Source organism: Limnospira sp., from assembly GCF_051859755.1.
GTDB lineage: Bacteria > Cyanobacteriota > Cyanobacteriia > Cyanobacteriales > Microcoleaceae > Limnospira > Limnospira fusiformis.
Window position 1 is genome coordinate 1 of the sequence record NZ_JBIMLI010000050.1, and the last position, 23,762, is coordinate 23,762.

Here is a 23,762-nt window from a genome sequence, read left to right on the forward strand (position 1 = left end):
AGCCAGTTAAGGCTATAGCTGGTCAGCTACCTGAAAGGGGGGCACGAAGCCCCTGTGCTTCAGCCGGGGGTGCTGACTTCAGCATATTTGTGGTAAGATTATCCCCAGAGTTGAGCGGATGACATCATCAAACTCTGACTTTAGCAATGAGCTGCCTGGCCCTCCTTCGGTATACCTGGGAGGAGCCTACCTCATGACTGGGCTAGGGGTGGGGTGGTTGCTTTCAGTGGGTAGATGTTGGTCAGAAGTTTCTGGAATGACTGCGGGTGTCCGTTCCCAATCAGTCAGGGATGCTATAAAATCTTGTATTCCCTGGAATTCCCGGTAAACTGAGGCGAAGCGAATATAAGCCACTTCACTTATGGGTTTGAGGCGATCGAGTACAAGCTCACTAATTTCTGGGCTGGAAACCTCGCGGGTGGCACGCTGTTGGAGTTCTGCTTCTATGTCTTCGATCATGGTTTCTAGTTCAGAAGAAGCGATGCCAGTTTTTTCGCAGGCACGAACTAAACCCCGTAACAATTTGGAACCATCGAAAGATTCTCGCCGTCCGTCACGCTTAATCACCGTTAAAGGAACCAACTCGATGCGTTCATAAGTGGTAAAACGGTGTTTACAATTGAGACATTCCCGCCGTCGCCGGATGCTTTTCAGTGATTCAGCCCATCGCGATTCTAACACACGGGTACTGGTATGTTGGCAAACGGGACATTGCATAATATACGTCCTTTAAACTCAGATTTTGCCATGGATGCTGATTGATTTACGAAAGCCATATCCAATCGGGTTCTAAGAAGCATACCCCTTACAACCCAATTGGAATCAGAAAATCAAATGCTGTTGGCGACTTATTTACCAATGCGGGGGGGTTCCCGGAAGGCAATGGCAAAGAACAACACGCCGAGAGCCAGCGTCAAAACTAATATGTATGCAACACTTTCCATGTCAATGTTTCCTCATATCCCGGGTTAACTACCAGTCTATCAGTCTTGATGCCACTCTGAAAAACCTGCCCTAACTTAATCCCCAATTTCCCCAGTCTAGGAGAATAGGGAGGGGTTGGATATTTTTTCGGGAGTTTCACCAAAAAAAGGACAGGTCGGATATCTTCACCAGAGGCGATCGCCAACCATTGAGGAAGGCTGCCACCAGTCTTGATATACCCATGAACCTGTCCTGACAACTACTCAACAACTGCCATTAGACAGTCTTTTGAACACGAGTTGTTTGGTCACCAACTTTCTGGAAGTTACCCCACTCAACTTGTTCTTCCAGGTCAGCTTCAACCCCAGCAAATACATCTCGGAAGATGGTGCGGGAACCGTGCCAAATATGACCAAAGAAGAAAAGCAAAGCAAAGCAAGCGTGACCGAAGGTAAACCAGCCACGGGTACTGGTGCGGAATACCCCATCAGAGCCGAGAGTTTCCCGGTCAAAGGCAAAGGGTTCGCCCTGTTGAGCAAAACGGGCATATTTCTTCACAGAGGCGGGATCGGTGAAGGTTTTACCATTCAGTTCACCACCATAGAAGGAAACAGTCACCCCAGTTTGCTCAAAGCTGTAGCGAGACTCAGCGCGACGGAAAGGAATGTCAGCGCGAATCACTCCATCAGCATCAGTCAGAATGACCGGGAAAGTTTCAAAGAAGTTAGGAAGACGACGAACAGTTAATTCGCGACCTTCTGCATCAGTAAATACTGGATGTCCGAACCAACCTTGAGCAATACCATCGCCCTTGTTCATCGGACCAACGCGGAACAAGCCACCTTTGGCGGGACTGTTACCAACATAGTCATAAAATGCCAGTTTTTCAGGAATCTTAGACCATGCTTCTGAGGGGCTGTCGCCCTGAGCAATGCTTGCTTGTACCCGGCGCTGAATTTCCTGTTGGAAGTATCCCTGATCCCACTGATAGCGGGTAGGTCCAAACAGTTCAATCGGGGTAGCAGCCGAACCATACCACATAGTTCCAGCTACCACAAAAGCCGCAAAGAATACCGCTGCAATACTGCTAGATAGTACAGTTTCGATATTTCCCATACGCAGGGCTTTGTAGAGGCGCTGAGGTGGTCTGACGGACAGGTGGAATAGTCCAGCAATAATGCCAACAATTCCCGCCGCAATATGGTGAGCCGCAATACCGCCAGCATTGAAGGGGTTAAATCCTTCAGGTCCCCAGGAAGGCGCGACAGGTTGTATACTCCCCGTCAATCCATAAGGGTCAGAAACCCACATTCCCGGCCCGAATAGTCCGGTCAGGTGGAAGGCTCCGAAGCCAAAGCAAAGTAAACCAGATAGGAATAAATGAATTCCGAACATTTTGGGCAGGTCTAGGGCTGGTTCACCAGTCCGAGGATCGGTAAACAGTTCCAGGTCCCAGTAAACCCAGTGCCAAACTGCTGCCAGGAATAATAGACCTGACAGGATGATATGGGTAGCGGCTACCCCTTCAAAAGACCAAAGGCCGGGGTTATCGGCTACTTCTCCAGTTACACTCCAGCCACCCCAGGATTGAGTTACACCCAAACGAGCCATAAAAGGCATGACAAACATACCTTGACGCCACATGGGATTTAGAACTGGGTCTGATGGGTCAAAAACTGCCAATTCGTACAGGGCCATAGAGCCCGCCCAACCTGCGACAAGAGCAGTGTGCATTAGGTGTACAGAAATCAGCCGTCCTGGATCGTTCAGAACTACTGTATGTACGCGGTACCAGGGTAGTCCCATTGACTACGCTCCTCCTAGAATCAATGAATGTGAATTACAGACGTTTAAATGAGAGATTACAAACCAAGCCCGCTATTTGAACCGCCATAGCCTTCACTAGCATCAATCCAGTATCCGGTATTACGGTCGGGTCAGACAAAAACTCTGCCCTCTATAGGCGGCTTCCGATATCCTCCCATGAGCCATGAGATTCTTCGTTAGTTTGCCTGTTTTTTGATTTTAACGCTCGGTTTTGGCGTTTGCAGTTGGTGTCCTAACTTTGGGATCTATTCTACCAACACTTGTTACCGCAATCCATCCCCTACTTCTATCAAAAACTAGAAGCTGAGAATTTTCGCAGATTTTGTTAAAGAATTGTATAGATTATTAGAACCAATTGCAAGCAAAACCCAAGATCTAAACACTGGGGGGCGGCTTTCCTAAAAAAGACCGCCCTGGACTCGGCACTCGGTTGATGCTGTTCCCAGACGGTCCAGAACCTGGTCAGCAGTAATTAGACGGGTGAGAACTACTTGACCGATACCTGTTGATGGGTGTTCTGTCCATTGGGGTTTGACTTCTAGCATCAGAACTTCATCTTCAACTCTGTACAGCCACATTTTTTCAGTGTCTGTATCGTTGGACACACATACATCTAGTTTTTGCAGATCTGGAAGTCGCCGCTGGGTGGCCACATCCCACAGGCCACCGATACCCCAAATCCGTCCAATTGTCCACCCTTCTGAGAGAAAGAAGTATTTCACGTAAAACTCCTGGGAGGGTTGGAAGCTCCGTGATTGATCGCGGAGAGGAAAACCGACTCAAGCGGCTTTAGCCGCCAGCACCCCCTTGCGGGGTGGAGGGGTATGGTTGCCCCTCCATGGAGCTATGGTTGGCTCCGACTCCCTTGCGGGGTAATGTTTGCTTCGCTAATGTTCAGAGTCGGTACTTTCCAAATCGCACTGTCTTAACCCCTTAGGACTGTTTAACGATTTGGTTCTAGAGCCTGGAACTAGCACGCATTCCAGGGTAGGAACTTTAACTCTTGCTCTGAACGTAGCCAGTTAAGGCTTAAGCTGGTCAGCTACCTGAAAGCGGGGGGCAGGAAGCCCCCGTGCTTCAGCCGGGGGTGCTGACCGAGCCTTTGTTAAGTATGCAACTGATTGGCAATCTTCCATTAGACATCCCATGGTGAGAATTGTCAAGGGTTTTAAGATGACAATAACACTTCTAATAGGCGATCGCATACTTTCGACCAAGTAAATCTCGCCCTCACAAATTCGCAGCCCGCCGATTTATTCTTATTCCTTAAATCCGGGTTTTTGAGGGCATTTTCCATCAATTCCACCAAATGATTACCGTCAGGCTCTAAGTAAAACTTAGTATCACCTTCGGAATCTTGAAAACATTTAAGCTGACTATTAATATAAAAGCTAAAATCTTCTCTAGTAAACTCATCTGTCGGCCCTCCTTTGGTGCAGATAACCGGAGTTCCACAGGCTACGGCTTCCAAAACGGGGAGATTAAACCCTTCCGCCGAATAGGGAGAAACATATAAATCAGCCGCCTTGTAGAGTCGGGCGATTTCGGTGGCAGATAAATTATCGCCAATATAACTAATCCGAGGTTTAACTAAATCCATTTGGGCATCAGTTAAGACTTGTTTACTGGCGGCTTTAATGGATTCTTTGGACTTAAAAATCGCATCTCTACCTTTTAAAACTAACCTCGCTTCTGGATAACTCTCAGCAATTTGTGCAAAGGCTTTTAAAAGCCTAGCGACCCCCTGACGTTCATTCCACATAATGCCAATATTGAGAATCACAAAATAATCATTCCATCCTAACTCACGGCGGAGACTATTGCGGTCTTCTTCATTGAGGGGATAATGCACCTTTGGGTCAAATCCCAAGGGGACGATCGCCATCCTTTCAGGGACTGCGCCACTATTCAAAAAACCTTGGCGCGACCATTCGGAAGCGGTGATAATAATACTATCAGAATTTAAATGAGCCTCCCTCAAAGACTTAACCCCCATTCCCCGCAAAATAGTTTGTGGCACAATTCCCCACTCTGTACAACCAAAAACAAAGGTTTTTTTACTGTCAGAAGATGCCAAGTTAAACGGACAATACATCCTCAAAGTTACATCGGCTTTCAGGTCTTCTGGGGGTATGGGGATACTGTCCAAAATCGCCTCTTCTTCCTGGGTAAATAAACCTCGGCTAGGCTGCCAATCGGTGGTCACATAGGGCATATCCCGATGGAATAGTTTAAGGGGCGATCGCTGATTAAGTTCTAGGAGTTGATGGCTATTAATCAAAGCATAAGAATGGGGCAACCATCGCCAACCTTCGACCACCAGGTTACGGGGGGGAGAATTGATGTGAGCGCCCCCGATATTTAACCCCAGCGCCGCCGGGGGTTTTGACTGGGGGTTAAGAACTTCTAAAATCCGGTCAACGGTATGTTTCCAGGTGAATTTTTGGGCGACAAACTGGGGGACTAACTCCCGCGCCATAGTTCCGATTTGCGGCTGTTCAATAGCCTGCTGCATTAAAGTCAGTAAATGTTCCCAGTTGGGATGTAGCAAAAACCGAGTTTTATAGTCAATCACAAAGGTTCGGAATTGGCTAGAAATCGCCCAGCCAAAATCAGGATGAGTCCATTCTTGGGCGGGACTACCTTCAGAATAAATCACGGGAAGACCGCAAGCGATCGCTTCCAAAATCGGTAAATTTAACCCCGGTGCGACATCAGGGGACACATAAACATCAGCCGCCTGATACAATTTCGCCACCGACTCCAAAGGTAAATTATCGCCAATGTAGGCTAACCTAGGCTGTACTCGTGTAGCTTCCGCATCAGTTAAAATAGCTTGACTGCTTTCGAGGAGTAATTTTTCCCCCTGTGGGGTGCAGCCTTTCAATACCAGTCTAGCATGGGGGTAAACTTCCACCACCCCCGCAAAGGCTTTGAGGAGAGGGCGAAGACCATCGGTATTTTCGAGGTTGCTAACATGGATAAACACAAAATAATAGTCCCAGTCCAGAGATTTACGCAATTCCTGTCTGTCTGGGGAGGTTAACGGGTGGAAAATTTCCGTGTCAACTCCAGGGGGGATAACAGCGACCTGGTGAGGTGGAATACCGCCGCGAAGTAATCCATCCTTACACCACATTGTCGGGGTAATTAGGGTGATATTAGGGGCTAGTGACACATTTTCGGGACTGATATTCAGGAGAGTTCCCCATTGTGGGGCGGTCAAAATCCCAGTTTTTTGGCTATCAGTGGGGGTAAAATCCACTTCTGGGGAAACCCTTAAACAGATATCTGCTGAGTTACTATCCCTAGGGTGGTCTGGGGTGGGAATTGACAACTGACCCAGTAAGCGATCGAGAATTGGGTTAGAATCATGGGGGGCTGAAGGATTGGCTTGATAGGAAACCTGTAAATCCGATCGCCTCAAAAGTTCTTGCCAGATAAAATAAGTGGCGATCGCATAATAATTAGGTGCAAACGGCCATCCTTCCAAGTGAAATCTCATAGAGCAAAATAGGTTCTCAAATATAATAGTGCTAGTAGATACTATATCGATCATGAATCGATCGTCAAAAGTTCCCGGATTTGGGGCGACTCAAGAATAATCACCTCCGAGGCGGCGTTCTAGTTCAGAAATCGACTAAAATCAAAACACTGTCAACCCCTTATCTGTGATTAACTCACGCAATTAACCGCCAAGATGAGCGACCAAAACTCCCCCAGACAGGAAAGACATATCACCCTGTCAGTTTCCAATGTTCCGTTGATTGTTGGTGCTGTTTTACTATTAGTTTTATTATGGCAACTTCAGGGATTAATTATCCTGATCATGATTTCGGTGGTATTAGCAGCCTCCATCATTCCCTTAGTTAACTGGGCGCAAAGCCTGAAAATTCCCCGCTGGTTAGCGGTGATTGTAGTATATTTAACCCTAATTGGCGGCATTACCGGATTAGGTTTAATCATCGGTCCGAGTGTGGTTGATCAAATCAACCTGTTGGTGCGTCAGTTACCAATTTTCGCTGAACGCAGCCTCGATCTAATCAGTAACATAGCCAGCAGTTTGGGGGAAGATATCCCCGACTTAATCGATCGCCTAGTAGATACCCAATCCCTGACCAACTGGACAATTCGTTCATCTCAGCAATTAATTCTCAGATCCTACGGAATCACCAGAGGTATTGTCGGAGGGGTATTTAGTCTGATTCTATCACTATTCGTCTCCGGCTATATGGTAGCAGATAGCAAAACTCTGGTCAAAAGTTTTGTACAATTGTTCCCATACCCGTGGAACGAACGCCTAGCAGCCCAAGCCCAGCCCGTAGGTCGTCGCATGGGCAGTTATATTAGAGGTAGATTAATTGTATCTGCCATATTAGGGGTGAGTATTACTACCTGCTTAGGGTTTTTAGGGCTAAAGGACTATGCTCTAGGCTTGGGTGCGATCGCTGGGTTTACCAATTTAATCCCCTTCCTGGGTCCAATTTTAGGAGCAATTCCCGCCCTCGTGGTAGCCCTAGCCAAAGGTGGATTTCTATTTTTTTGGGTGTTACTACTGTATGTAATCGTGCAGAACCTGGAAACCTACGTTCTCGATCCCTTATTGGTGGGGTCTTCAGTAGGTGTACATCCCCTATATCAGCTTTTATCAGTTTTAGCAGGGGTGCAGCTTTTAGGGCTAATTGGGGCGTTGATAGTTCCACCTTGGTTTGCAGGAATTGCAGCCTTAGTGGAAAACTTGTATTTAGAACCCAAACGCCTAGCGGAACAAAAACTAGCTTACCCCCATGGGTCTGTCTCTGACCCTCCCTCTGGGGTGATCTTAGATTCCAATTCAGATTCTCTTTGATTTCTCACCTAGCATCAACACTGAGTCCCCATTTTTCAATTATGAACCATGATCCACCCTCTGCTTCAACAACAACTCCAAGAAATCGGCTTTCAAATGGACGCGCCACCATCAGACCCCAAGGCTTGGCGGGAGTTTTTAAAAAAGGTTAGTTCAAGTTATCGCGCCGCCGATCAACAAAGAGATTTAGCGGCGCAAACTCTGACATTTTCCTCGGAGGAAATGATCGAAAAATACGAACGCCAACGCCAAGAGTCAGAGGCGCGGTTAGAAGCAGAACGCGATCGCCTACAGGCGGTAATTGGTTCTCTCGGTGCGGGATTATGTATATTAGATGCTCAGGGGAATCTGTTATCGATGAATCCCAAAGCTGAACAACTTTTGGGCTGGTCAGAGTCAGAAATCGCTGGTCAAGATTTATTCCAACTGATTGCTCCCCATTTACAAGAATTTCCCCAACAATTTCAATCACGGCTGAATAGTTATTCCCACTCCCCTGTCAACCAAGGAACCCAGGAAAAGCTGTTAGAACCGCTGAAATCTGCTCAGGATCATTTAGCCTGTCGTGATGGTCAAGTTTTACCAGTTTCGTACATTCTCAACCCGATTGTAGAAAATGGTTGTTGGGTGGGAACGGTTTTAGTGTTTTTTGATATTAGCGATCGCCAACAAGCCGAACAAGAAGCCGCCCGTTCCCTGTCCATGTTACAAGCCACTTTTGACTCAACGGATGCCGGAATTTTAGCCCTAGATCGCAATGGTCAAGTGTGCCATTTTAATCAAAAATTTGTCCAAATGTGGGAGGTGCCAGAATCATTCCTTGAGCCTAATCAAAATCGCTCAACCCTAGCTTTTGTGATGCGACAATTGAAAAACCCCCCCCAGTTTCTCAAAACTATCATGCAACTGTCCGCCCAACCTTACATCCCTACATACGATGTGGTGGAATTCAAGGATGGGAGGATTTTTGAGGTTTACTCTCACCCTTCTAAAGTCGGCAATAAACTGGTGGGTAGGGTTTGGAGTTTCCGGGATATTACCGAGCGCAAAAGAGTAGAAAAAGCTCTGCAAAATCGAGTAGAATTTGAGCAGCTAATTACGAATCTTTCCACCTATTTTATTAGTCTAAGCACCGAGGAAATTGATGCAGGAATTAAAGAAGCTCTGCAAAAAATAAGCAAGTTTATCGGAGTAGATAGAAGCTATATTTATCTATTCGCCGATCCTGAATATCATAGCCAATCTATCTACGACTGGCGCTCGAATTTGATGTCTATTAAAGCCGAGAATAACCTGGTATCGGAGTCGTCAGACAATGAACCATTAGACCTGGTTTCCGTGGTCGCAAATCAAGTAAAAGTCACCTCAAGCCAACTTAACTGTGAGGTAATTACGGGAATTTTTTCATGGTTACAAAAGCATGAAGTTATCCATATTAGATCGGCTAATTTATCTGACCAGATTCTTGAGGAACTGGAAGCCTTAGAAAACTTCCATAAAGAGACCGGATTGGTCGGTTATGAATACCCAGAATATATCCAGCACCAACTGCAATTTCTGACGATGATTCCTCTGGTGTGTCGCAAATCTTTGGTGGGTTTTTTGCGCTTTGATAGTCTCAGTTCTCTTGATACCTTGTCTTCGGATACTATTAGCCTGCTGAAAATGGTGGGAGAAATGTTTTCTAACACTATTGAAAGGCGACGCACGGAAGAAGTGCTACGACAAACAGAGGCTAAATATCGCAGTATCTTTGAAAATGCGGCTGAGGGTATCTGTCAAACTACCCCAGACGGTCGCTATATTAGCGCTAACCCAGCTTTAGCTAGGATTTTGGGTTATGACTCCCCGGAAGACTTAATCGCTAATTTGACCGATGTTAGCACCCAGCTTTATGTTAAACCTACCCGACGGGCGGAATTTGTAGCAGCGATCGCCAAGAGTTCAGTTATATCAGGCTTTGAATCCCAAGTATATCGCCAAGATGGGACAACTATCTGGATTTCGGAAAATGCCAGGGCTGTTTTTGATGCTATGGGGGAACTGGTTTGTTATGAAGGAACTGTCGAAGATATCACCGAAGGAAAAACAGCAGCAGAAGCCTTAGAACGCGCCAAGGAAGCCGCCGAAACCGCTAACCGGGCGAAAAGTACCTTTTTGGCTAATATGAGCCATGAATTGCGTACTCCCCTCAATGCCATTATCGGCTATAGCGAGATTTTATCCGAGGAAGCGGAAGAATTAGGATATGAAGATATTGTGCCTGACCTGGAACGGATCTATACTGCCGGTAAAAATCTACTGACTCTGATTAATGATATCCTGGATATCTCTAAAATTGAAGCGGGACGGATGGACCTGTTTTTAGAGGCTTTTGATATTTCCAGTCTCTTAGAAAGTGTTATGGGTACGGCTCAACCCCTGATGTCCAAAAATAATAACACCCTGACCGTCGATTGTCCTGACAATATCGGGATTATGTATGCTGATGTGACTAAGGTTAGACAGATTCTACTGAATTTGCTCAGTAATGCTGCGAAATTTACAACTAATGGGAAAATTAAGTTAGAGGTCTCTCGTGTATCCTCCCTCCCCTATAGCCAAGAGTCGGGTTCGGTCCTAGAATTTAAAGTTCATGATACGGGAATCGGTATGAGTCAGGAACAACAAGAACAACTGTTTCAGCCATTTACCCAGGGGGATGCCTCGACGACTCGACGCTATGGGGGAACTGGTTTGGGACTGGCTATTAGCGATCGCTTCTGTCAAATGATGGGAGGTAATATTCAAGTAGAGAGTACACTGGGAGAAGGGTCAACCTTTAAGGTGGTCATCCCTACCCGAGTCAAGGTGAAAACCTCAGAGGCGATCGCTACAACCCAAGTCCCCGAAGAGTATTCAGGAGTTGATGCTTATACCCAAGGCTGTTTGAGTGAGAATTAACTGGGTAGTTTCCTGGCTTTTTCAGAAAAGATAACTGGTCAAACCCTCAACCTTAAAATTAGATCATGGCTAAGATTCTATTGGTAGAAGATAATGAAATGAATCGCGATATGCTCAAAAGGCGCTTGAGTCGAAAGGGTTATGATGTCTTAATTGCTGAAGATGGGGCGGAAGGGGTGAATTTAGCCCAAACACAAGCCCCCGATTTGATTTTAATGGATATGAGTCTCCCCATTAAAGATGGGTGGCAAGCGACCCGTGAAATTAAGGCTGATACTAAAACTAAGGAAATTCCAGTGATTGCCCTCACAGCCCATGCTATGGCTGGCGATCGCGAAAAATGTCTCGCTGCTGGCTGTGATGATTATGACACTAAACCAGTGGAGTTCCCCCGCCTACTTGAGAAAATTGAGACTCACCTCAAAAATAAGGCGACTTCGTGATATCCATCTGTAAGTTCTAAGTTTAGATGAATGCTCACCCGGATCTTGTGTTGATTGTTGATGATAATGAAATCAATCGTGACCTGTTGGCTCGACGTTTACAAAAACAGGGTTACGATGTACTGGTGGCTTCTAATGGCTTTGAAGCCTTGAAAATTATGCGATCGACAGCGCTGGATCTGGTATTGTTGGATATTATGATGCCACAAATGAACGGCTATCAGGTGCTGGAGTCCCTCAAGGCAGATCTCCAGTTGCGCCACATTCCCGTAATTATGATTTCGGCGGTTAATGATATTGATAGCATTGTCCGGTGTATTGAACTCGGTGCAGAGGATTATCTATCTAAACCTTTTAATCATGTTCTATTGCGGGCTAGAATTAATGCCTGTTTGGAAAAAAAACGCCTGCGAGACCAAGAACAAGCCTATCTGCAAAAGTTGGCGGCGGAACAACAAAAGTCGGAACGGTTATTGCTGAATATCCTCCCCGCACCGATCGCACAACGGTTAAAACAGGGAGAAAGTACCATTGCTGATAGCTTCGCTGATGTGACTGTATTATTTGCTGATATTGTCAATTTTACTAAACTATCCGATAATCTATCCCCGGCTGAATTGGTGGAAATTCTTAATCAAATTTTTTCCGCTTTTGACCAGTTGGCAGAAAATTACGGACTGGAAAAGATTAAAACTATCGGTGATGCTTATATGGTGGTGGGGGGACTCCCTACCCCGAGACCAGACCATGCGGAGGCGATCGCTGATATGGCTTTGGAAATGCAAAAGATTGTGACAAATTTTAGCCTAAAACCCGGAGAAACTTTGACTATGAGAATGGGTATCAATACGGGTCCGGTAGAAGCCGGGGTGATTGGAACTCGCAAATTTGCTTATGATTTGTGGGGGGATACTGTCAACACTGCTAACCGCATGGAGTCTCATGGGTTGGCGGGGAAAATTCAAGTCACTGAAACTACCTATCAACGTCTGCGCCATGGTTATGAATTTCAACCCAGAGGTATCATTGACGTGAAAGGAAAGGGGGAAATGAATACTTATTTTCTGATTATGAAAAAGCCTTGACAGGTGACGGTTGATGATTGACAGTTGATAGGTGACGATTTATTAATCTTTTGGTCTCGGACAAGACTTACCATGTTGACTACCCCTGAATTACTCGATTTTTCTAAGTGGCTGGGTATCGCTACCCTGGCTTTAGCTGCATTAACTGTTTTGGCTTTTGTACTAAACTGGGGCATTCGTTTTCGCCTGGTGGGGATAACTGCTTTTACCGGAGTCCTCGCTGGCGGCGTGTTCGCTTTGGGGTTGGGATTATTTCAACGGGTTGAAATTCCTGGAGCAGTCCGCTATAGCAGGGTGTTTGATGATGGCGCTCGCCAAATTGTGATTGTTGTGGCTCCAGATATTACTGAGTCACAACTAGAGGCGACTCTCCAACAGGCTGCTAGTGACCTATATTCACCCGGTCGCGGCGGCGCAGGACAAATGCCTTTAGTTATCCGCGCCAGAACTATTGTTCACCCTCAACCAGGGGTTTCGGAACCGATTTTTTTGGGACAGGTGCAACGGGTATCTGGTTTTGCTAATCAGGGAGATGTGGCGATCGCTATTAATCAAGAAAGTCTCAATCACCTTCAAACAGTGCGCGAAGCTACTAACTAATTATCGCCCCCAATTCCCCATCTATCTACATGGTGGGGGAAAAGAAACCCCGTTGCTCACAACCGGGTTTCTTGGGGGTATTAGCCTCGGATGTAAATTTAAACAATTGAGAATGCTGGTTTTGATGGGTCTTTTTTCATCCCAGAAAATTAGTGAATTATAAAAAGCGATCGCCTCAGCAGAAGTGATTATTTCAAATATGGCGATCGCCTCCGGTTCAGTGTCGAAGCCCAAAAAATAAACCGTATCATCAAATAAAACAGGTTTTCCCTTGAGGGGACTTATCAATCGAAACTCTAGTTTTTTGTAAAGACCACAAATCGCTATTTTCCACGGTTTAAAGGTATAGTCTCCCACCCCAAAAATAGAAAAACGGGGATGATTTTGATAAATTTTGCTTTGGCGACCATCTAAATTCGCCGCATTCTGTTCAAGATAATTCCAAGTTTGGGGCGCGTGGTTTTGAATTAAAGTCGTGTCTTCCCCCAGAGATTTTTGAGTAACCAGGACATATTTATCAGTTTGGCTAATCTTCCCATTAGCAATATCTGAGCCTTTCAAAAGTGGAAAAATATAATCATCCTCCAAGTTAACTTTTTCTCCCAAACCATTCACTAAATCATCATTAACTTGACGAAGTTCCATAATTTTGGCACAATCGTGTTTGATTCCCGATCGCCATTTAATCAAGGGCTGAGTTTCGGAATAAAGAAAACTCAGTTTTTGAAAAGTGACCATATCCGCAATCAGCCGATTATGAGAGAAACCAATTCTCTGGAAATCCGCACTTTCCATACTGGGGAATACATCACAAAAATAGCGTTTAAATTTACCTCGAAATTCACAGAATAAAAGACAGGATTCAACTGCCGCCTTAAAATACTTTTTAGCATCAATTCCATAGGTAGAAAATTGGCAGACATTTTTTTGGCGATCGCGCAAATAGTGTAAAATTTTTCTAGCCACAGAGGTTTTACAAACCATCCCCAGATAGCTATGTTCATAATTCTGCAACCATTCAATAATTTGAATAAGCATCCATTCCGACAGGTCAAAATTGCTTTTTCCAGTTAAAGCATCTAAGCCTTTATATCCGAGAAAGTTACTTTTTTGCGGCAAATTTTTACCGGATATTAACCCTTGTTGTGAATTGGTAATCCAAGGAAAATTACCTATAACCAAGATTTCCCCCGACTGTTCCAAGTTTGACAACGGGAAATTTAACAAATCTCCATGGTGAATAATAACTCGCTCATCATGTTTAATAATTGGACTATTTTTAGCTGCTTTAATATAATCAGAGTTAATCTCAATTCCCACAATTTTAGCAGCCAAATTAAACTGTTTAATCGATGCTACAATGAAATTACCGACACCACAGGTCGGTTCAACAATCAAATCTGGATTCACCCCTAAACTTGACAATTTTTGGCAAATTCGTTTCGCCAACTCTATAGGGGTTTGAAAATCTCCATATTCTACTTTTAATTTGTTGTTAATAACGGACATAGCTACTCAAAACGATAAACAGTAATTATACCATCTTCCTGACCCGCACGTTCAATTACTCTTCTATCTATACTGTAATCTCCATTGTAAAGCATTGGAAATTGTCAAAAACCCAACTTCTGGAGGATTAGCCATGATTTCTTCGGCAATATTGGTAGCTTCAATTTCATCAACGGGGAGATTTCGATCCCACATAAACGCAATTAAATCATCAACATTTCCTTCATTTTGCAAAATTTCACGAATTCCGCGAGTCATTTGAAAATCGGCGGTTTTCTCTGCTTGCACATAGATGACATTCAGAATCTTTAAATTAGCCGTTTGATTATCATGATGATCTAGCTTTTCGTAAACAAATACTAATAGAGAATATCCTAAACCAAAAATTTTTTGTCTAGCTGACTTGAAAGGACAGGATGATTGAGGCTGTTTAATACTCGTCACTTTCATATCAACTTGCAGTTCCGGGAAATCAATACCAATGGCTGAATTTCCTTCCCTAAAGTCATAATTTTTTTTCAGGTAGTTTCTAAATTTTTGCTCTAAGTAAGTACCTACCTTTTTACCATCTGTAATTCCATAAAGTGAAGGTTCTAGATGTTGGGATTCTAAGATTGAAAATTTTTCAGCTTCAGAACACAGAGTTTTTATGGTTAAGGCTTGCATAGCGGATAAGACTGATCACAATAAAAAAGGGTAATATAGTTAAGGGCGAAGAGTCTCCGGGAGGGAACAACACACCCGGAAACCGTAACTGCTGTCTGCCGGGTAAATACAGTCGCGGTAGGCACAACGACAGTAACCTGGAAAGCTGTACCACGAACCGCCGCGCACCACCCTTTTGTCTCTGCATTCCAGAAGATTGACCAAATTTTCAACATAAATATGCAGACCATTCCACACTCGACCATCCGAGGGGGAACCGCCAATATAGTGGCGTGTTGGAAATTACTGACGGGGGTGGTTCCCCTATGGCAGTTGTAATTAGCGAGGTCAGGTCATAACCGCATACGGTAAAGGTTTCGACCTGGTTTTCTGTGTATTGGGTTTCACAGATTGGACATTTAGCCATAATTACCAACCCTGATTGGCAGCTAACTAATTATACAACAGATTGATAACCCTCGGTAATCTAAAGAAACCCCGTTTCTCACTGGGTAAGCTAAAGAAACCCGGTTTCTGTGAGAAACCGGGTTTCTAGTAGGGCTGATTTTAAAGAAAAATATGCAGGTCGAAATAGACGATCGCTAAATAGGAAACTAGCCACAGAAATAGGCTGATTTTGATGCTGTTATCTTCGATTAAAATGCGATCGGGTTCTTCTCCGGCTGCTAAAACTGTGACGATGCGTTTGTAGTGCATTACCGCATAATAGACAATGGGAACGGTGATAACTAAGGAAGTATTTTTCCCGGAACTGATGGTAAATAGGGAATAACACATGATGGTCATGGTGGCTGTACTGTTTAGCAAAGAGTCGAGATAGGGTAGGGTATAATGGCATAAAACGGGGCGCTGTTGATTATTTTGACCTCGTTGATAAAAGAGTTGCAGATATGACGGTTTTTCGGTGGAATTAAGAGAGTCTGGGGATAATTCTTCTAGGGATTCGATGGGGTTGTGTTTGTGGAGAAGAGAGAGGAGTTCCGATCGCCTTTTGGCGAAACCTTGAAATAAGGTTAAAAAGAAAATACAAAGGGTAATCCAGGCGGTGGGTGTGTCTCCCACGGCGTAAATTCCGGCGAGGAGACGGAGGACGAAACCGAAGGCGATACAATTGACATCAAAAAGGGGAATATTTTTGAGTTTTAGGGAATAAGCGACATTGTTAATTCCGTACAACAACAGACAGGAAAATGTGGGGATTCCTAGATTGTAAGAACCGATGAGAGAAACGGTGATTAAAAAAATGCCGATCGCTTTGGCGGTTGTTAATTTTACCCGTCCGCTGGGGAGGGGACGAAATCGCTTTTTGGGATGTTGGCGATCGCGATCGATGTCTTGAATGTCGTTGAAAATATAGACGGCTGATGCCATCATGGAAAACAGGACGACCATTAAAATGCCGTTGGCGATCGCATTAATTTCTCCTAACCTACCCCCAAAAATGACCCCCGCCAAACAGAACAGATTTTTAGTCCATTGGTGGGGACGCAGCAACTTGATTATATCCCCAATTTCTCCCGATTTTTCTGGGGTAACTTCTGCCGAATTGGGATTAGATACCCGGGTAGATTCCGGTTTAATTTTTATACCAAATTTAGGTTTCATCACACCCCTTTGCAGAAAGCAGTCGTGTATCATCATTATAACAGTTAAGACAACTGTTTGAGCAGCCAAAGGATTTTTTCTTTGACGGGTTTACGGTGTGCGGAACCTGCCTTTTCTGCCTGAATTTTATCATAGTTTTTCTGAAACCAATCGTAACTTTCCTGGAACATATCATCATTGGAGTATTTGGGTTGCCATCCCAAATTTAACAGGGGTTCAACATCGAAATAAAACTCTTTATGATAGGTGAGATAATGCCAAGGTGCGAGGGGGCTTAAACCGACAATATCCAAGAGTCTCAAGGTGCCAATTGTCAAAGTGGTGGGGAGACTTTTTACCTGAGAATCAGTCCCCGCATAGCTAATTAAATTTTCCAAACCTTCCCTAAGAGTCCCAAAGCGATCGCTTCCGACATTATAAATTCCTGGTTTTCCTAAATCCAAAGCTAATAGGTAAGCGTCCATTAAATCCAGAGCATGAATAAACTGGAATTTTATATTTCCATCCCCGATAACGTAGACATTTCGCCCTTCTTGAATCCACTCAAATAGAATCTGAAAAATGCCTAACCTTCCCTCCCCCAAAATCGTCCGGGGGCGAATTACTATTAAGGGTAAACTTTGGCGATCGCAAACCTCACGGACTGCTAATTCTCCCGCCAATTTTGCGCGTCCGTAAATCTCTACAGGCTGGGGTTGAGTATCGTTAGTAATGGGACATTTTGGGTCGCCAAATAAGGCACTAGAACTCATGTGAATAAAACTGCTAACCCCTGCTTTAGCAGCTTCCTCAGCGGCGATCCGACTCCCTTCGACATTCACTTCCCAAAACTTATTTCCCGACTTGGTAAGGGGAACTAAAGCGACATTATGATGAACGATATCAACCCCTTTCATGGCGGCGGCGACACCTTGGCGATCGCGAATATCGCAGTTAATATATTCAATATCCTGGGGGCGAGTTGGATCTTCCCAAATATCTAGTATTTTGACTTCTTCTCCCCGTTGCGACAACCGACGGGCGATCAGATTTCCTAAAAAACCGGAACCCCCTGTTACCAGATGTTTCATGGACTACCGCTAACCTTCCAAATAAATAATGACTCTCCCAGCATCGTAAACTAATGTGGCCAATTTGTCAAGGAATTGTAACAGAAACCTTTGGAGGACAACTACTAATATTGGTAAGCTGAAGTTGCACAAAATTATCAAAATTTGCTAAAATCACAGATTAAGATATAGTCAAAGTTATTTCAACAAGGATTAATATGAAATTAATTATCAAAAATTTTGGGCCGATTAAAAACAATAGTAAAGCCATTGATTTGTCAAAAAATTTGTTAGTTTTTGTAGGATATAACAATAGTGGAAAAAGTTATGTATCTCAATTATTATGGACTATTTTTAATCAACGAATCATCAACAATTTTGCTCAAAATAATTTAGACATTATTGAAGATAATCTTCTGAAAAACGCCAAACACTTTGAAGTTAATCAGGAATTAATTGATAAAATCATCATAAGCTATAGTTCCTTTTTAAGGGATGCTTTAAAGAAGCACACTTTTAAAGATTTACAAGCATCCAAATTATTTGATAATATATCACTTGACTTTGAAGCCAGTATTGATGAAATAAAGCGAGGAGGTTTACAAGCAAGTTTTACCATAAAAGCCAGTGATGATAATAAGATTGATTCTAATTATTTAGAGATAAAAAAAGAAAATAACTCTTTACGATTCCAAATTGAGGAAAAAAAGATTCCTGAAGATTTTTTTGATTTTGTACCTCGCACAATTGTTGATAGATATTTAATTGCAGGCAAAAAAAGCATATTAATTAAAAGTATAATTTTAATTTTGCTACAATATGAGCATGAAACTTTTTTCTTGCCTGCTAGTCGTAGTTTTTTACCTATATTTTATCGTTATATTTATAAGATTGAAAGAAAAGAACGTGAACAAATTGTGGATAAATTGCTAACTTTAATGGAAACTAAACAGGATGATGAAAGAATTAATTTGTCGGAAATTAAAGACTTAAATATTAGTAATAGACCTTATACAGAACCAATTAATCAAATTATTGAAAGTCTCTATTCTCTTAATGAGAAGTTGCCCATAGTAAAACCAGAATTTTATCTAAATCTTGTTCAAAAATTACAGAAAATTATGGGTGGCGAAATTAATCTGATGAGTCAAGAAGGAATAGCACCAATCGAATTTGCTTTTAAGTTAGATGTCAGTAACCTTGATTTACCAATGTATTTAGCGTCTTCTTCTGTCAATCAATTAACGCTTCTATATTTGTATCTGAAATATTGGGTAAATGAAAAGAATAATTTTCTGATCATGGATGAACCGGAGGAAAATTTACATCCTGAAAATCAAATAAATTTATTAAATATACTACTACAGTTTATTAGTGAAAATGATAATAAGGTGTTAATTACGACACACAGTCCAATTTTAGCTAATGCGATTAATAATTATATCTATTTAGATGTTCTGAAAAATGAATATAAAGTTGATGTTGGACAAATCATCGAAGCTGATCAACTTCAATATGTTGATCCATCTATTTCGGTTTCCCAGGAAAAAGTAGGAGTTTATTTTTTTACGGGAGAAAAAATTGTTGATTATCAAAGTGATGACTATGGCATTTATTTTAGAGATTTCCGAAAAGTTGAAGATAATGTAGATAAATCTCTGCGGATTCTGACTGATTATATTTACCGCCAACAGGATGATTTTTAATTTGCTAGTTTCAAGATGAGTAAAAAATCAAAAAATAGGAAACATTATTATTTAAATAATCCTGGCAATCAGGATATATTATTGCTGAGAGATGAAGTACATAAGGCTTTAACTAATGAACAATTTATAGTTGAAATTCCAGTCCGTGATGATGAAATAATAGAAATCGAAGAAAATAAAAATAAGAACTACTCAAATAATCGTCTAGTCTCAATTAAGATTGACCAATTGGATTATCATAATGATAAATCTACAGTTGAAAAAATTTGGAAAGTTGATTTAGAAAAACCTATACCCGGTATCTCAACCCAAAGTAAAACTCCTGAATGTGCTATTTTAGTATTACAAAAATATCAGGATACAACACAAAATTTGATTGATGAAAAAATTTATAGATTGATGATTATTTTAATTGAATTAAAATCCTCCATAAATGTGAAAAATTATCATGACTCTGTTTTAAAAAATATTGAGGGTAAATTTGCCGATGGTATGAGTAGGATGTATATTTTACTGACTTTAAACAATCACTTAAATCCAATTCAAGGTTATCATCAGGAAACCATATATATAGATTTTCAAGGTATTTTGTTTTATCTCAAAAGCAATTTGATAGATAACAATAGTCAATTGTATTCAATTTTAAATAATCAAACTGATTTGTTAACTTGTCGTACTCTTTTAAGGGAACAAGATAAAATCAAGATTAAACACTTGAAAGTTACCAATCAAATGACTATCAGTTTGGAGACTCTCTTATCAAAATAGAAGTTGTTTACAAGTTTTTATGGACTACCGCTAACCTTCCAAATAATGACTCTCCCAGCATCGTAAACTAATGTGGCTAATTCGTAAAGGAATTGGATCGGCGGGTAATTATAAAACCATAATCGAGGGGCGATCGCCATAGAATTATCAACCTTCTCAGGACGACAACCTACTACTTTTTGCACCGGAAAATCACATGATTTAAACATGATCCTACTTCGGAAACTGTGGGGTTTATTGCAGTATAAAATTACTGAGTATAGGGGCCAATATTTTTCCTGCTTTAACCAATAACGCAATACCCGCGCATTATCAAAGGTATCTAAATAGGTTTTATCTCGGACATTTTGGGGAACTAAAACCTGTAAATCTGGGCGCAATTGCTGGAGAAATTCCCCGGCATAATCTTCCTCAGATTGGGAATGTCCGAAGGGATTACCAGGCGCAACAAACACGCGAGAATTGGGTTCAGCATCGGCGGCTAACTGACAGATTACGGCTTTAAAATAAGGGGATAAGTTATCGACGGCTGCAGTGGCTTCTGTAGCGGTTAATCCCTCGGTTACGATGATATAATCAGCCATTAGTTATCAATTCCTCGGTAATTCTCGAACACCCATTTCAGACTACGACGCATTCCTTCTTCTAGGGAAACTGTAGGAGAATAGCCTAATTCTCGTTGGGCTTTGGCGACGGAACAGGCGATGGTTTTATTCATTTCTGATAATACATGAATTTTCTGCTGATATAATCCTAAACTCTGCAAAGTGCCATCAACTAAGGTGGCAATATCTCCGGTAATTCCGGGTAATTTTAAACGTTTGTGGGCGCAAGTTTGGTTAAATTCGGATTCTAGCAGTTTCTCGACTGTATCGATAATTTCATTCATGGAATAGGGGCGATTATCGGCTATCCAGTAGGTTTCACCGTTGGCTTTTTCGGATTCGGCTGATAGCAAAAGTCCTTGACAGAGATTGTCTATATAAGCCATCGATCGCAAATTATTTCCATCTCCTACAATGGGACCTTTTCCATCCCGAATCATTTGGAAAAATAGGGTTTGTCGGGGGGGTTGGTTTGGCCCGTAAAACCAGGGCGGACGGACGATAACGGTTTCTATTTTTCCTGATTCCTGCATGGACATAACGGCTAACTCCATCAGCATTTTGGATTTGCCATAATTCATATAGGGATGGTAGGGGGATTTTTCATCAAATAAATGATCGGGGTGGGGATTGCAACCACAGGGAGAATTAGAAGAGACAATCACAGCCCTTTTGACGCGATTGGTGACGGCGGAATTTAACAGGTTTTGGGTTCCGTTGACATTTATATGATAAAATTCGGAAACGCGCGGAGGGTGAATGATTCCGGCGGTATGAAATAGAATGGCATGATTCGCATTTTCACAAAAGCGATCGCAGTCTTGGGGATTTCGCAAATCTCCGACAATCACTTCAATTTTATCGGAGAGGTTTTTCAAAATTTCGGGGTCTTGACCGGGTAAAATTAGACAGCGAATAATCTGATTATTTCTGGGTTGGGAAAAAGCCTCAATATCTGGGAGTCCTTTAACTAGGGCTTTGACCAAACTGAATCCCAACCAGCCTAATGCACCTGTAACTAAAACTAGATCACTCATGGTCTCTCTCTGGTCCTCCTAGAATAATTAACGGAATTTCTCGTTGTAGGGTGACAAACTCCCCCCTATCAGGATCATAAACCCAAGCGTGAATAGTGGTTTCTCCGGGGGGAATATCCGGCGCGGAAAGTTCAGCGATCCAACCAGATTTTGAGTAGCGATCGCTATGGAAATATTCGGCCACCTGGGGGGTTTCCAAATCGATCGCAGTGTCGGCGAAGAAAAAGTCCTGGTCGCTATATGAAAAAAAGACGCGATCGGGTTGTTGGTCGCGATCGCCAAACGCCGCCCAACCGTTTAGCATAAAGCGATCGCCGGGGTTGAAAGTTAAGGTGGCGAGGGGGGGGTTAATATAGCCGTAAATGCTTTCAGGTTGGCGGTTAAAGCCGGGGTTAGGGATGCCATCAAGAACTACTTTAATCTGAGTTTCTCCCGCCAAAGGTAGTAATTCTGAGGATTCCCCTATCTTGATCCATGCTTGAATTGATGTATTTTCATACAGATTAAAAACTGCTGTTTCTATGGCAGCCCCAAAAAAATGTTGGTCAATCTCTGGGTAAGAAATTGCTGTGGCTTCTGAAGACCTGGAAAGTATCATCAGCTGATTATTGTCATTAACTAGCTGGGGATTAAGTTGTAATTTTCCGTGCAATATAATCCGGCCATTTTCATGGTTTTGGGAAAACACACCTGGGGAATTGTCCCAGACGATCGCACCATAATTTTCGGAACTCTTGATAAATTGTAGTTGAGGACTGTCAATAAATCCCAAATCATTTAAGACGATCGCTGTTTGTTTAAAGCGATCGCGAGAGGGGATAATTTTAAACCAGCGCCAGCAGTGAGGAGAGCGATCGTCCCAAACTTGGATCACCTTCAGACATCTGGTTATCTGCTGAGAAATTTGCCGATATTTTTGACCTTCGTTAATGGCATATACTGAATTAATTGCGGTTAGAAAAATTATCACGATCGCTACACCAGTTAATCCCCGTTTACCGGGAAGAAGGGGAACCTCTCCATTGGCGAAATATAACCCAATTTGTAACACCGCTACCCACAAAAAGAGGGAATTGCTGATATATCTGGAACCCAAAGCAAAATCTAACCCTAAATCGGTAAATAATGCGGCTTCAACCCTGCCAAAAGTGGTAATGGCTGCAAATAGTAAGGCGAACAATGCTAAACTAATCCAGGGGGCGACAGTTTTTAAAAATTGGAACCCGTTTTTTTGATATCCCCAGGCGATCGCACCCCCAAAGCTGAATAATACCAAAACCCCCAAAATATTGGCTAATGGCACAGAATAGAAACCTAGAGGCGCTCCTAATAGGGTGACAAAAAACCGCACCCAAAACACTGGATGATTGAGCAGATACAACAGGTTAAAGTTGCTGGGATTGTTGCTGTCATATCCCAGCACATAAACGGCGGTAGTAATGGCAAATAATCCTAGCCATATCAGGCTGTTTTTTAATCCTGATTTGATGGGAGTATGGCTTAAAAAAACTGTGGGTAAAATCGCCAACCATGCTATAATGCCTTGGGCTAATGTGAAGCTGGCAATGAGGATGGGTAGAGTCGCCAAAATTAGGCTATTTTTGGCTGGCGGTGAATTGAGAACCCAGAGAGAAGTTGTCACACACAGATTAACTAGAAATATCCCCAATTGTAATCCCCACAGCCAATTTTGATACTGTCCTAGGGAAAACAGAATCAGACAGGATAGACCATTAATAATGTGGAATTGGCGGGAGTGCGAAATATCTGGATAACATTGGCGAGAAATTTTGACAATTAACATCCCGTTAAGGATGGCAAATAACACCCCGATTAAGATTTCATAAATCTTCTCCCAACCGGAAATAAATGCCAAGGGGACGATAATTAATCTCAGGAAAAAGTAGCGATGATCATTGTACATTTCGGCAAAATCGCTTAACCCAGCTTTTCCCTGGGCTATTTTCTCAAAGATGGTGGCGATCGCCCATTCATCCCAGTGGGGAACTCTCACGCCGTAGATGATCACAAATGCCATTAAAATGACAACCGGAATCAGGTAGAAAGCCGTGGTGGGTCTAATTGTTATTTTTCGGGGAATTAACAACATTATTGATGGCAGAAATTAGAACAGTTTTGGCAGTTG

General features: G+C 42.7%; 18 protein-coding genes and 2 pseudogenes. 8 read left to right on the forward strand and 12 right to left on the reverse strand.

Annotated elements, in window-relative coordinates; genetic code table 11:
* Positions 1–186: 186 nt before the first annotated feature.
* The 4 genes from nrdR to ACTIE0_RS10920 form a co-directional block, all read right to left on the reverse strand.
* Positions 187–717: a transcriptional regulator NrdR gene (nrdR, locus tag ACTIE0_RS10905; RefSeq protein WP_006668667.1), complete on the reverse strand. Its 531-nt coding sequence runs from the start codon at positions 715–717 to the stop codon at positions 187–189.
* 131 nt (positions 718–848) lie between these two features.
* Positions 849–944 (reverse strand): photosystem II reaction center protein T, encoded by a 96-nt coding sequence (locus ACTIE0_RS10910; protein ID WP_006619121.1) that lies wholly within the window; start codon positions 942–944, stop codon positions 849–851.
* Positions 945–1,200: 256 nt separating this feature from the next.
* Complete coding sequence (psbB, locus tag ACTIE0_RS10915; protein ID WP_006668669.1) at positions 1,201–2,730, reverse strand: photosystem II chlorophyll-binding protein CP47; 1,530 nt, start codon at positions 2,728–2,730, stop codon at positions 1,201–1,203.
* Positions 2,731–3,149: 419 nt separating this feature from the next.
* Positions 3,150–3,473: a hypothetical protein gene (locus ACTIE0_RS10920; RefSeq protein WP_006668670.1), complete on the reverse strand. Its 324-nt coding sequence runs from the start codon at positions 3,471–3,473 to the stop codon at positions 3,150–3,152.
* On the opposite strand from ACTIE0_RS10920, the pseudogene ACTIE0_RS10925 reads away from it, so the two are divergent.
* Positions 3,440–3,627: pseudogene (locus tag ACTIE0_RS10925) on the forward strand (hypothetical protein). The gene ACTIE0_RS10920 and the pseudogene ACTIE0_RS10925 overlap by 34 nt on opposite strands.
* Positions 3,628–3,919: 292 nt before the next feature.
* Here ACTIE0_RS10925 and ACTIE0_RS10930 read toward each other — a convergent pair.
* Positions 3,920–6,256 carry a glycosyltransferase gene (locus ACTIE0_RS10930; RefSeq protein ID WP_235720169.1) on the reverse strand — a complete coding sequence of 779 codons (2,337 nt, stop codon included), beginning with the start codon at positions 6,254–6,256 and terminating at the stop codon, positions 3,920–3,922.
* A 195-nt stretch (positions 6,257–6,451) separates the two neighbouring features.
* On the opposite strand from ACTIE0_RS10930, the gene ACTIE0_RS10935 reads away from it, so the two are divergent.
* From ACTIE0_RS10935 to ACTIE0_RS10955, 5 genes are all read left to right on the forward strand, one after another.
* On the forward strand, positions 6,452–7,600 hold the full coding sequence (locus ACTIE0_RS10935; protein ID WP_006622046.1) for an AI-2E family transporter: 1,149 nt from the start codon (positions 6,452–6,454) through the stop codon (positions 7,598–7,600).
* 48 nt (positions 7,601–7,648) lie between these two features.
* Positions 7,649–10,543, forward strand: coding sequence for a PAS domain-containing sensor histidine kinase (locus ACTIE0_RS10940; protein WP_439516899.1), 2,895 nt, complete (start codon positions 7,649–7,651; stop codon positions 10,541–10,543).
* A 65-nt stretch (positions 10,544–10,608) separates the two neighbouring features.
* On the forward strand, positions 10,609–10,986 hold the full coding sequence (locus tag ACTIE0_RS10945; RefSeq protein ID WP_006619127.1) for a response regulator: 378 nt from the start codon (positions 10,609–10,611) through the stop codon (positions 10,984–10,986).
* A gap of 26 nt (positions 10,987–11,012) precedes the next feature.
* A complete protein-coding gene (locus tag ACTIE0_RS10950) occupies positions 11,013–12,071 on the forward strand; it encodes an adenylate/guanylate cyclase domain-containing protein (protein ID WP_006622044.1) in 1,059 nt (352 codons plus the stop codon).
* A gap of 72 nt (positions 12,072–12,143) precedes the next feature.
* On the forward strand, positions 12,144–12,671 hold the full coding sequence (locus ACTIE0_RS10955) for a Ycf51 family protein (protein ID WP_006622043.1): 528 nt from the start codon (positions 12,144–12,146) through the stop codon (positions 12,669–12,671).
* 21 nt (positions 12,672–12,692) lie between these two features.
* Here the strand turns inward: ACTIE0_RS10955 and ACTIE0_RS10960 are convergent, their stop codons facing one another.
* From ACTIE0_RS10960 to ACTIE0_RS10975, 4 genes and pseudogenes are all read right to left on the reverse strand, one after another.
* A complete protein-coding gene (locus tag ACTIE0_RS10960; protein WP_439516900.1) occupies positions 12,693–14,180 on the reverse strand; it encodes an N-6 DNA methylase in 1,488 nt (495 codons plus the stop codon).
* A gap of 2 nt (positions 14,181–14,182) precedes the next feature.
* Positions 14,183–14,846: pseudogene (locus ACTIE0_RS10965) on the reverse strand (type II restriction-modification system restriction endonuclease).
* 546 nt (positions 14,847–15,392) lie between these two features.
* Complete coding sequence (locus tag ACTIE0_RS10970) at positions 15,393–16,451, reverse strand: UbiA prenyltransferase family protein (RefSeq protein WP_439516901.1); 1,059 nt, start codon at positions 16,449–16,451, stop codon at positions 15,393–15,395.
* Between the two features lie 44 nt (positions 16,452–16,495).
* Positions 16,496–17,521 carry an NAD-dependent epimerase/dehydratase family protein gene (locus tag ACTIE0_RS10975; RefSeq protein ID WP_006622039.1) on the reverse strand — a complete coding sequence of 342 codons (1,026 nt, stop codon included), beginning with the start codon at positions 17,519–17,521 and terminating at the stop codon, positions 16,496–16,498.
* Between the two features lie 197 nt (positions 17,522–17,718).
* On the opposite strand from ACTIE0_RS10975, the gene ACTIE0_RS10980 reads away from it, so the two are divergent.
* Positions 17,719–19,206 carry an AAA family ATPase gene (locus ACTIE0_RS10980; RefSeq protein ID WP_006622038.1) on the forward strand — a complete coding sequence of 496 codons (1,488 nt, stop codon included), beginning with the start codon at positions 17,719–17,721 and terminating at the stop codon, positions 19,204–19,206.
* A 15-nt stretch (positions 19,207–19,221) separates the two neighbouring features.
* Positions 19,222–19,974 (forward strand): hypothetical protein, encoded by a 753-nt coding sequence (locus tag ACTIE0_RS10985; RefSeq protein ID WP_006622037.1) that lies wholly within the window; start codon positions 19,222–19,224, stop codon positions 19,972–19,974.
* Positions 19,975–19,991: 17 nt separating this feature from the next.
* Here ACTIE0_RS10985 and ACTIE0_RS10990 read toward each other — a convergent pair whose 3' ends face one another.
* From ACTIE0_RS10990 to ACTIE0_RS11000, 3 genes are read right to left on the reverse strand one after another with little or no spacing between them, the layout of a single operon-like run.
* Positions 19,992–20,558 (reverse strand): YdcF family protein, encoded by a 567-nt coding sequence (locus tag ACTIE0_RS10990; protein ID WP_006622036.1) that lies wholly within the window; start codon positions 20,556–20,558, stop codon positions 19,992–19,994.
* Positions 20,558–21,616 (reverse strand): NAD-dependent epimerase/dehydratase family protein, encoded by a 1,059-nt coding sequence (locus ACTIE0_RS10995; protein ID WP_006622035.1) that lies wholly within the window; start codon positions 21,614–21,616, stop codon positions 20,558–20,560. Before ACTIE0_RS10995 ends, ACTIE0_RS10990 begins: the two co-directional genes overlap by 1 nt.
* On the reverse strand, positions 21,609–23,726 hold the full coding sequence (locus ACTIE0_RS11000) for a hypothetical protein (RefSeq protein ID WP_006670837.1): 2,118 nt from the start codon (positions 23,724–23,726) through the stop codon (positions 21,609–21,611). Before ACTIE0_RS11000 ends, ACTIE0_RS10995 begins: the two co-directional genes overlap by 8 nt.
* Between the last annotated feature and the right edge of the window lie 36 nt (positions 23,727–23,762).

What these genes read in the sequence shown, in the direction of transcription:
- nrdR (WP_006668667.1), bottom strand. Translation starts at nt 717, where the DNA reads ATGCAATGTCCCGTTTGCCAACATACCAGTACCCGTGTGTTAGAATCG.
- ACTIE0_RS10910 (WP_006619121.1), bottom strand. Translation starts at nt 944, where the DNA reads ATGGAAAGTGTTGCATACATATTAGTTTTGACGCTGGCTCTCGGCGTG.
- psbB (WP_006668669.1), bottom strand. Translation starts at nt 2,730, where the DNA reads ATGGGACTACCCTGGTACCGCGTACATACAGTAGTTCTGAACGATCCA.
- ACTIE0_RS10930 (WP_235720169.1), bottom strand. Translation starts at nt 6,256, where the DNA reads ATGAGATTTCACTTGGAAGGATGGCCGTTTGCACCTAATTATTATGCG.
- ACTIE0_RS10935 (WP_006622046.1), top strand. Translation starts at nt 6,452, where the DNA reads ATGAGCGACCAAAACTCCCCCAGACAGGAAAGACATATCACCCTGTCA.
- ACTIE0_RS10940 (WP_439516899.1), top strand. Translation starts at nt 7,649, where the DNA reads ATGATCCACCCTCTGCTTCAACAACAACTCCAAGAAATCGGCTTTCAA.
- ACTIE0_RS10945 (WP_006619127.1), top strand. Translation starts at nt 10,609, where the DNA reads ATGGCTAAGATTCTATTGGTAGAAGATAATGAAATGAATCGCGATATG.
- ACTIE0_RS10950 (WP_006622044.1), top strand. Translation starts at nt 11,013, where the DNA reads ATGAATGCTCACCCGGATCTTGTGTTGATTGTTGATGATAATGAAATC.
- ACTIE0_RS10955 (WP_006622043.1), top strand. Translation starts at nt 12,144, where the DNA reads ATGTTGACTACCCCTGAATTACTCGATTTTTCTAAGTGGCTGGGTATC.
- ACTIE0_RS10960 (WP_439516900.1), bottom strand. Translation starts at nt 14,180, where the DNA reads ATGTCCGTTATTAACAACAAATTAAAAGTAGAATATGGAGATTTTCAA.
- ACTIE0_RS10970 (WP_439516901.1), bottom strand. Translation starts at nt 16,451, where the DNA reads ATGAAACCTAAATTTGGTATAAAAATTAAACCGGAATCTACCCGGGTA.
- ACTIE0_RS10975 (WP_006622039.1), bottom strand. Translation starts at nt 17,521, where the DNA reads ATGAAACATCTGGTAACAGGGGGTTCCGGTTTTTTAGGAAATCTGATC.
- ACTIE0_RS10980 (WP_006622038.1), top strand. Translation starts at nt 17,719, where the DNA reads ATGAAATTAATTATCAAAAATTTTGGGCCGATTAAAAACAATAGTAAA.
- ACTIE0_RS10985 (WP_006622037.1), top strand. Translation starts at nt 19,222, where the DNA reads ATGAGTAAAAAATCAAAAAATAGGAAACATTATTATTTAAATAATCCT.
- ACTIE0_RS10990 (WP_006622036.1), bottom strand. Translation starts at nt 20,558, where the DNA reads ATGGCTGATTATATCATCGTAACCGAGGGATTAACCGCTACAGAAGCC.
- ACTIE0_RS10995 (WP_006622035.1), bottom strand. Translation starts at nt 21,616, where the DNA reads ATGAGTGATCTAGTTTTAGTTACAGGTGCATTAGGCTGGTTGGGATTC.
- ACTIE0_RS11000 (WP_006670837.1), bottom strand. Translation starts at nt 23,726, where the DNA reads ATGTTGTTAATTCCCCGAAAAATAACAATTAGACCCACCACGGCTTTC.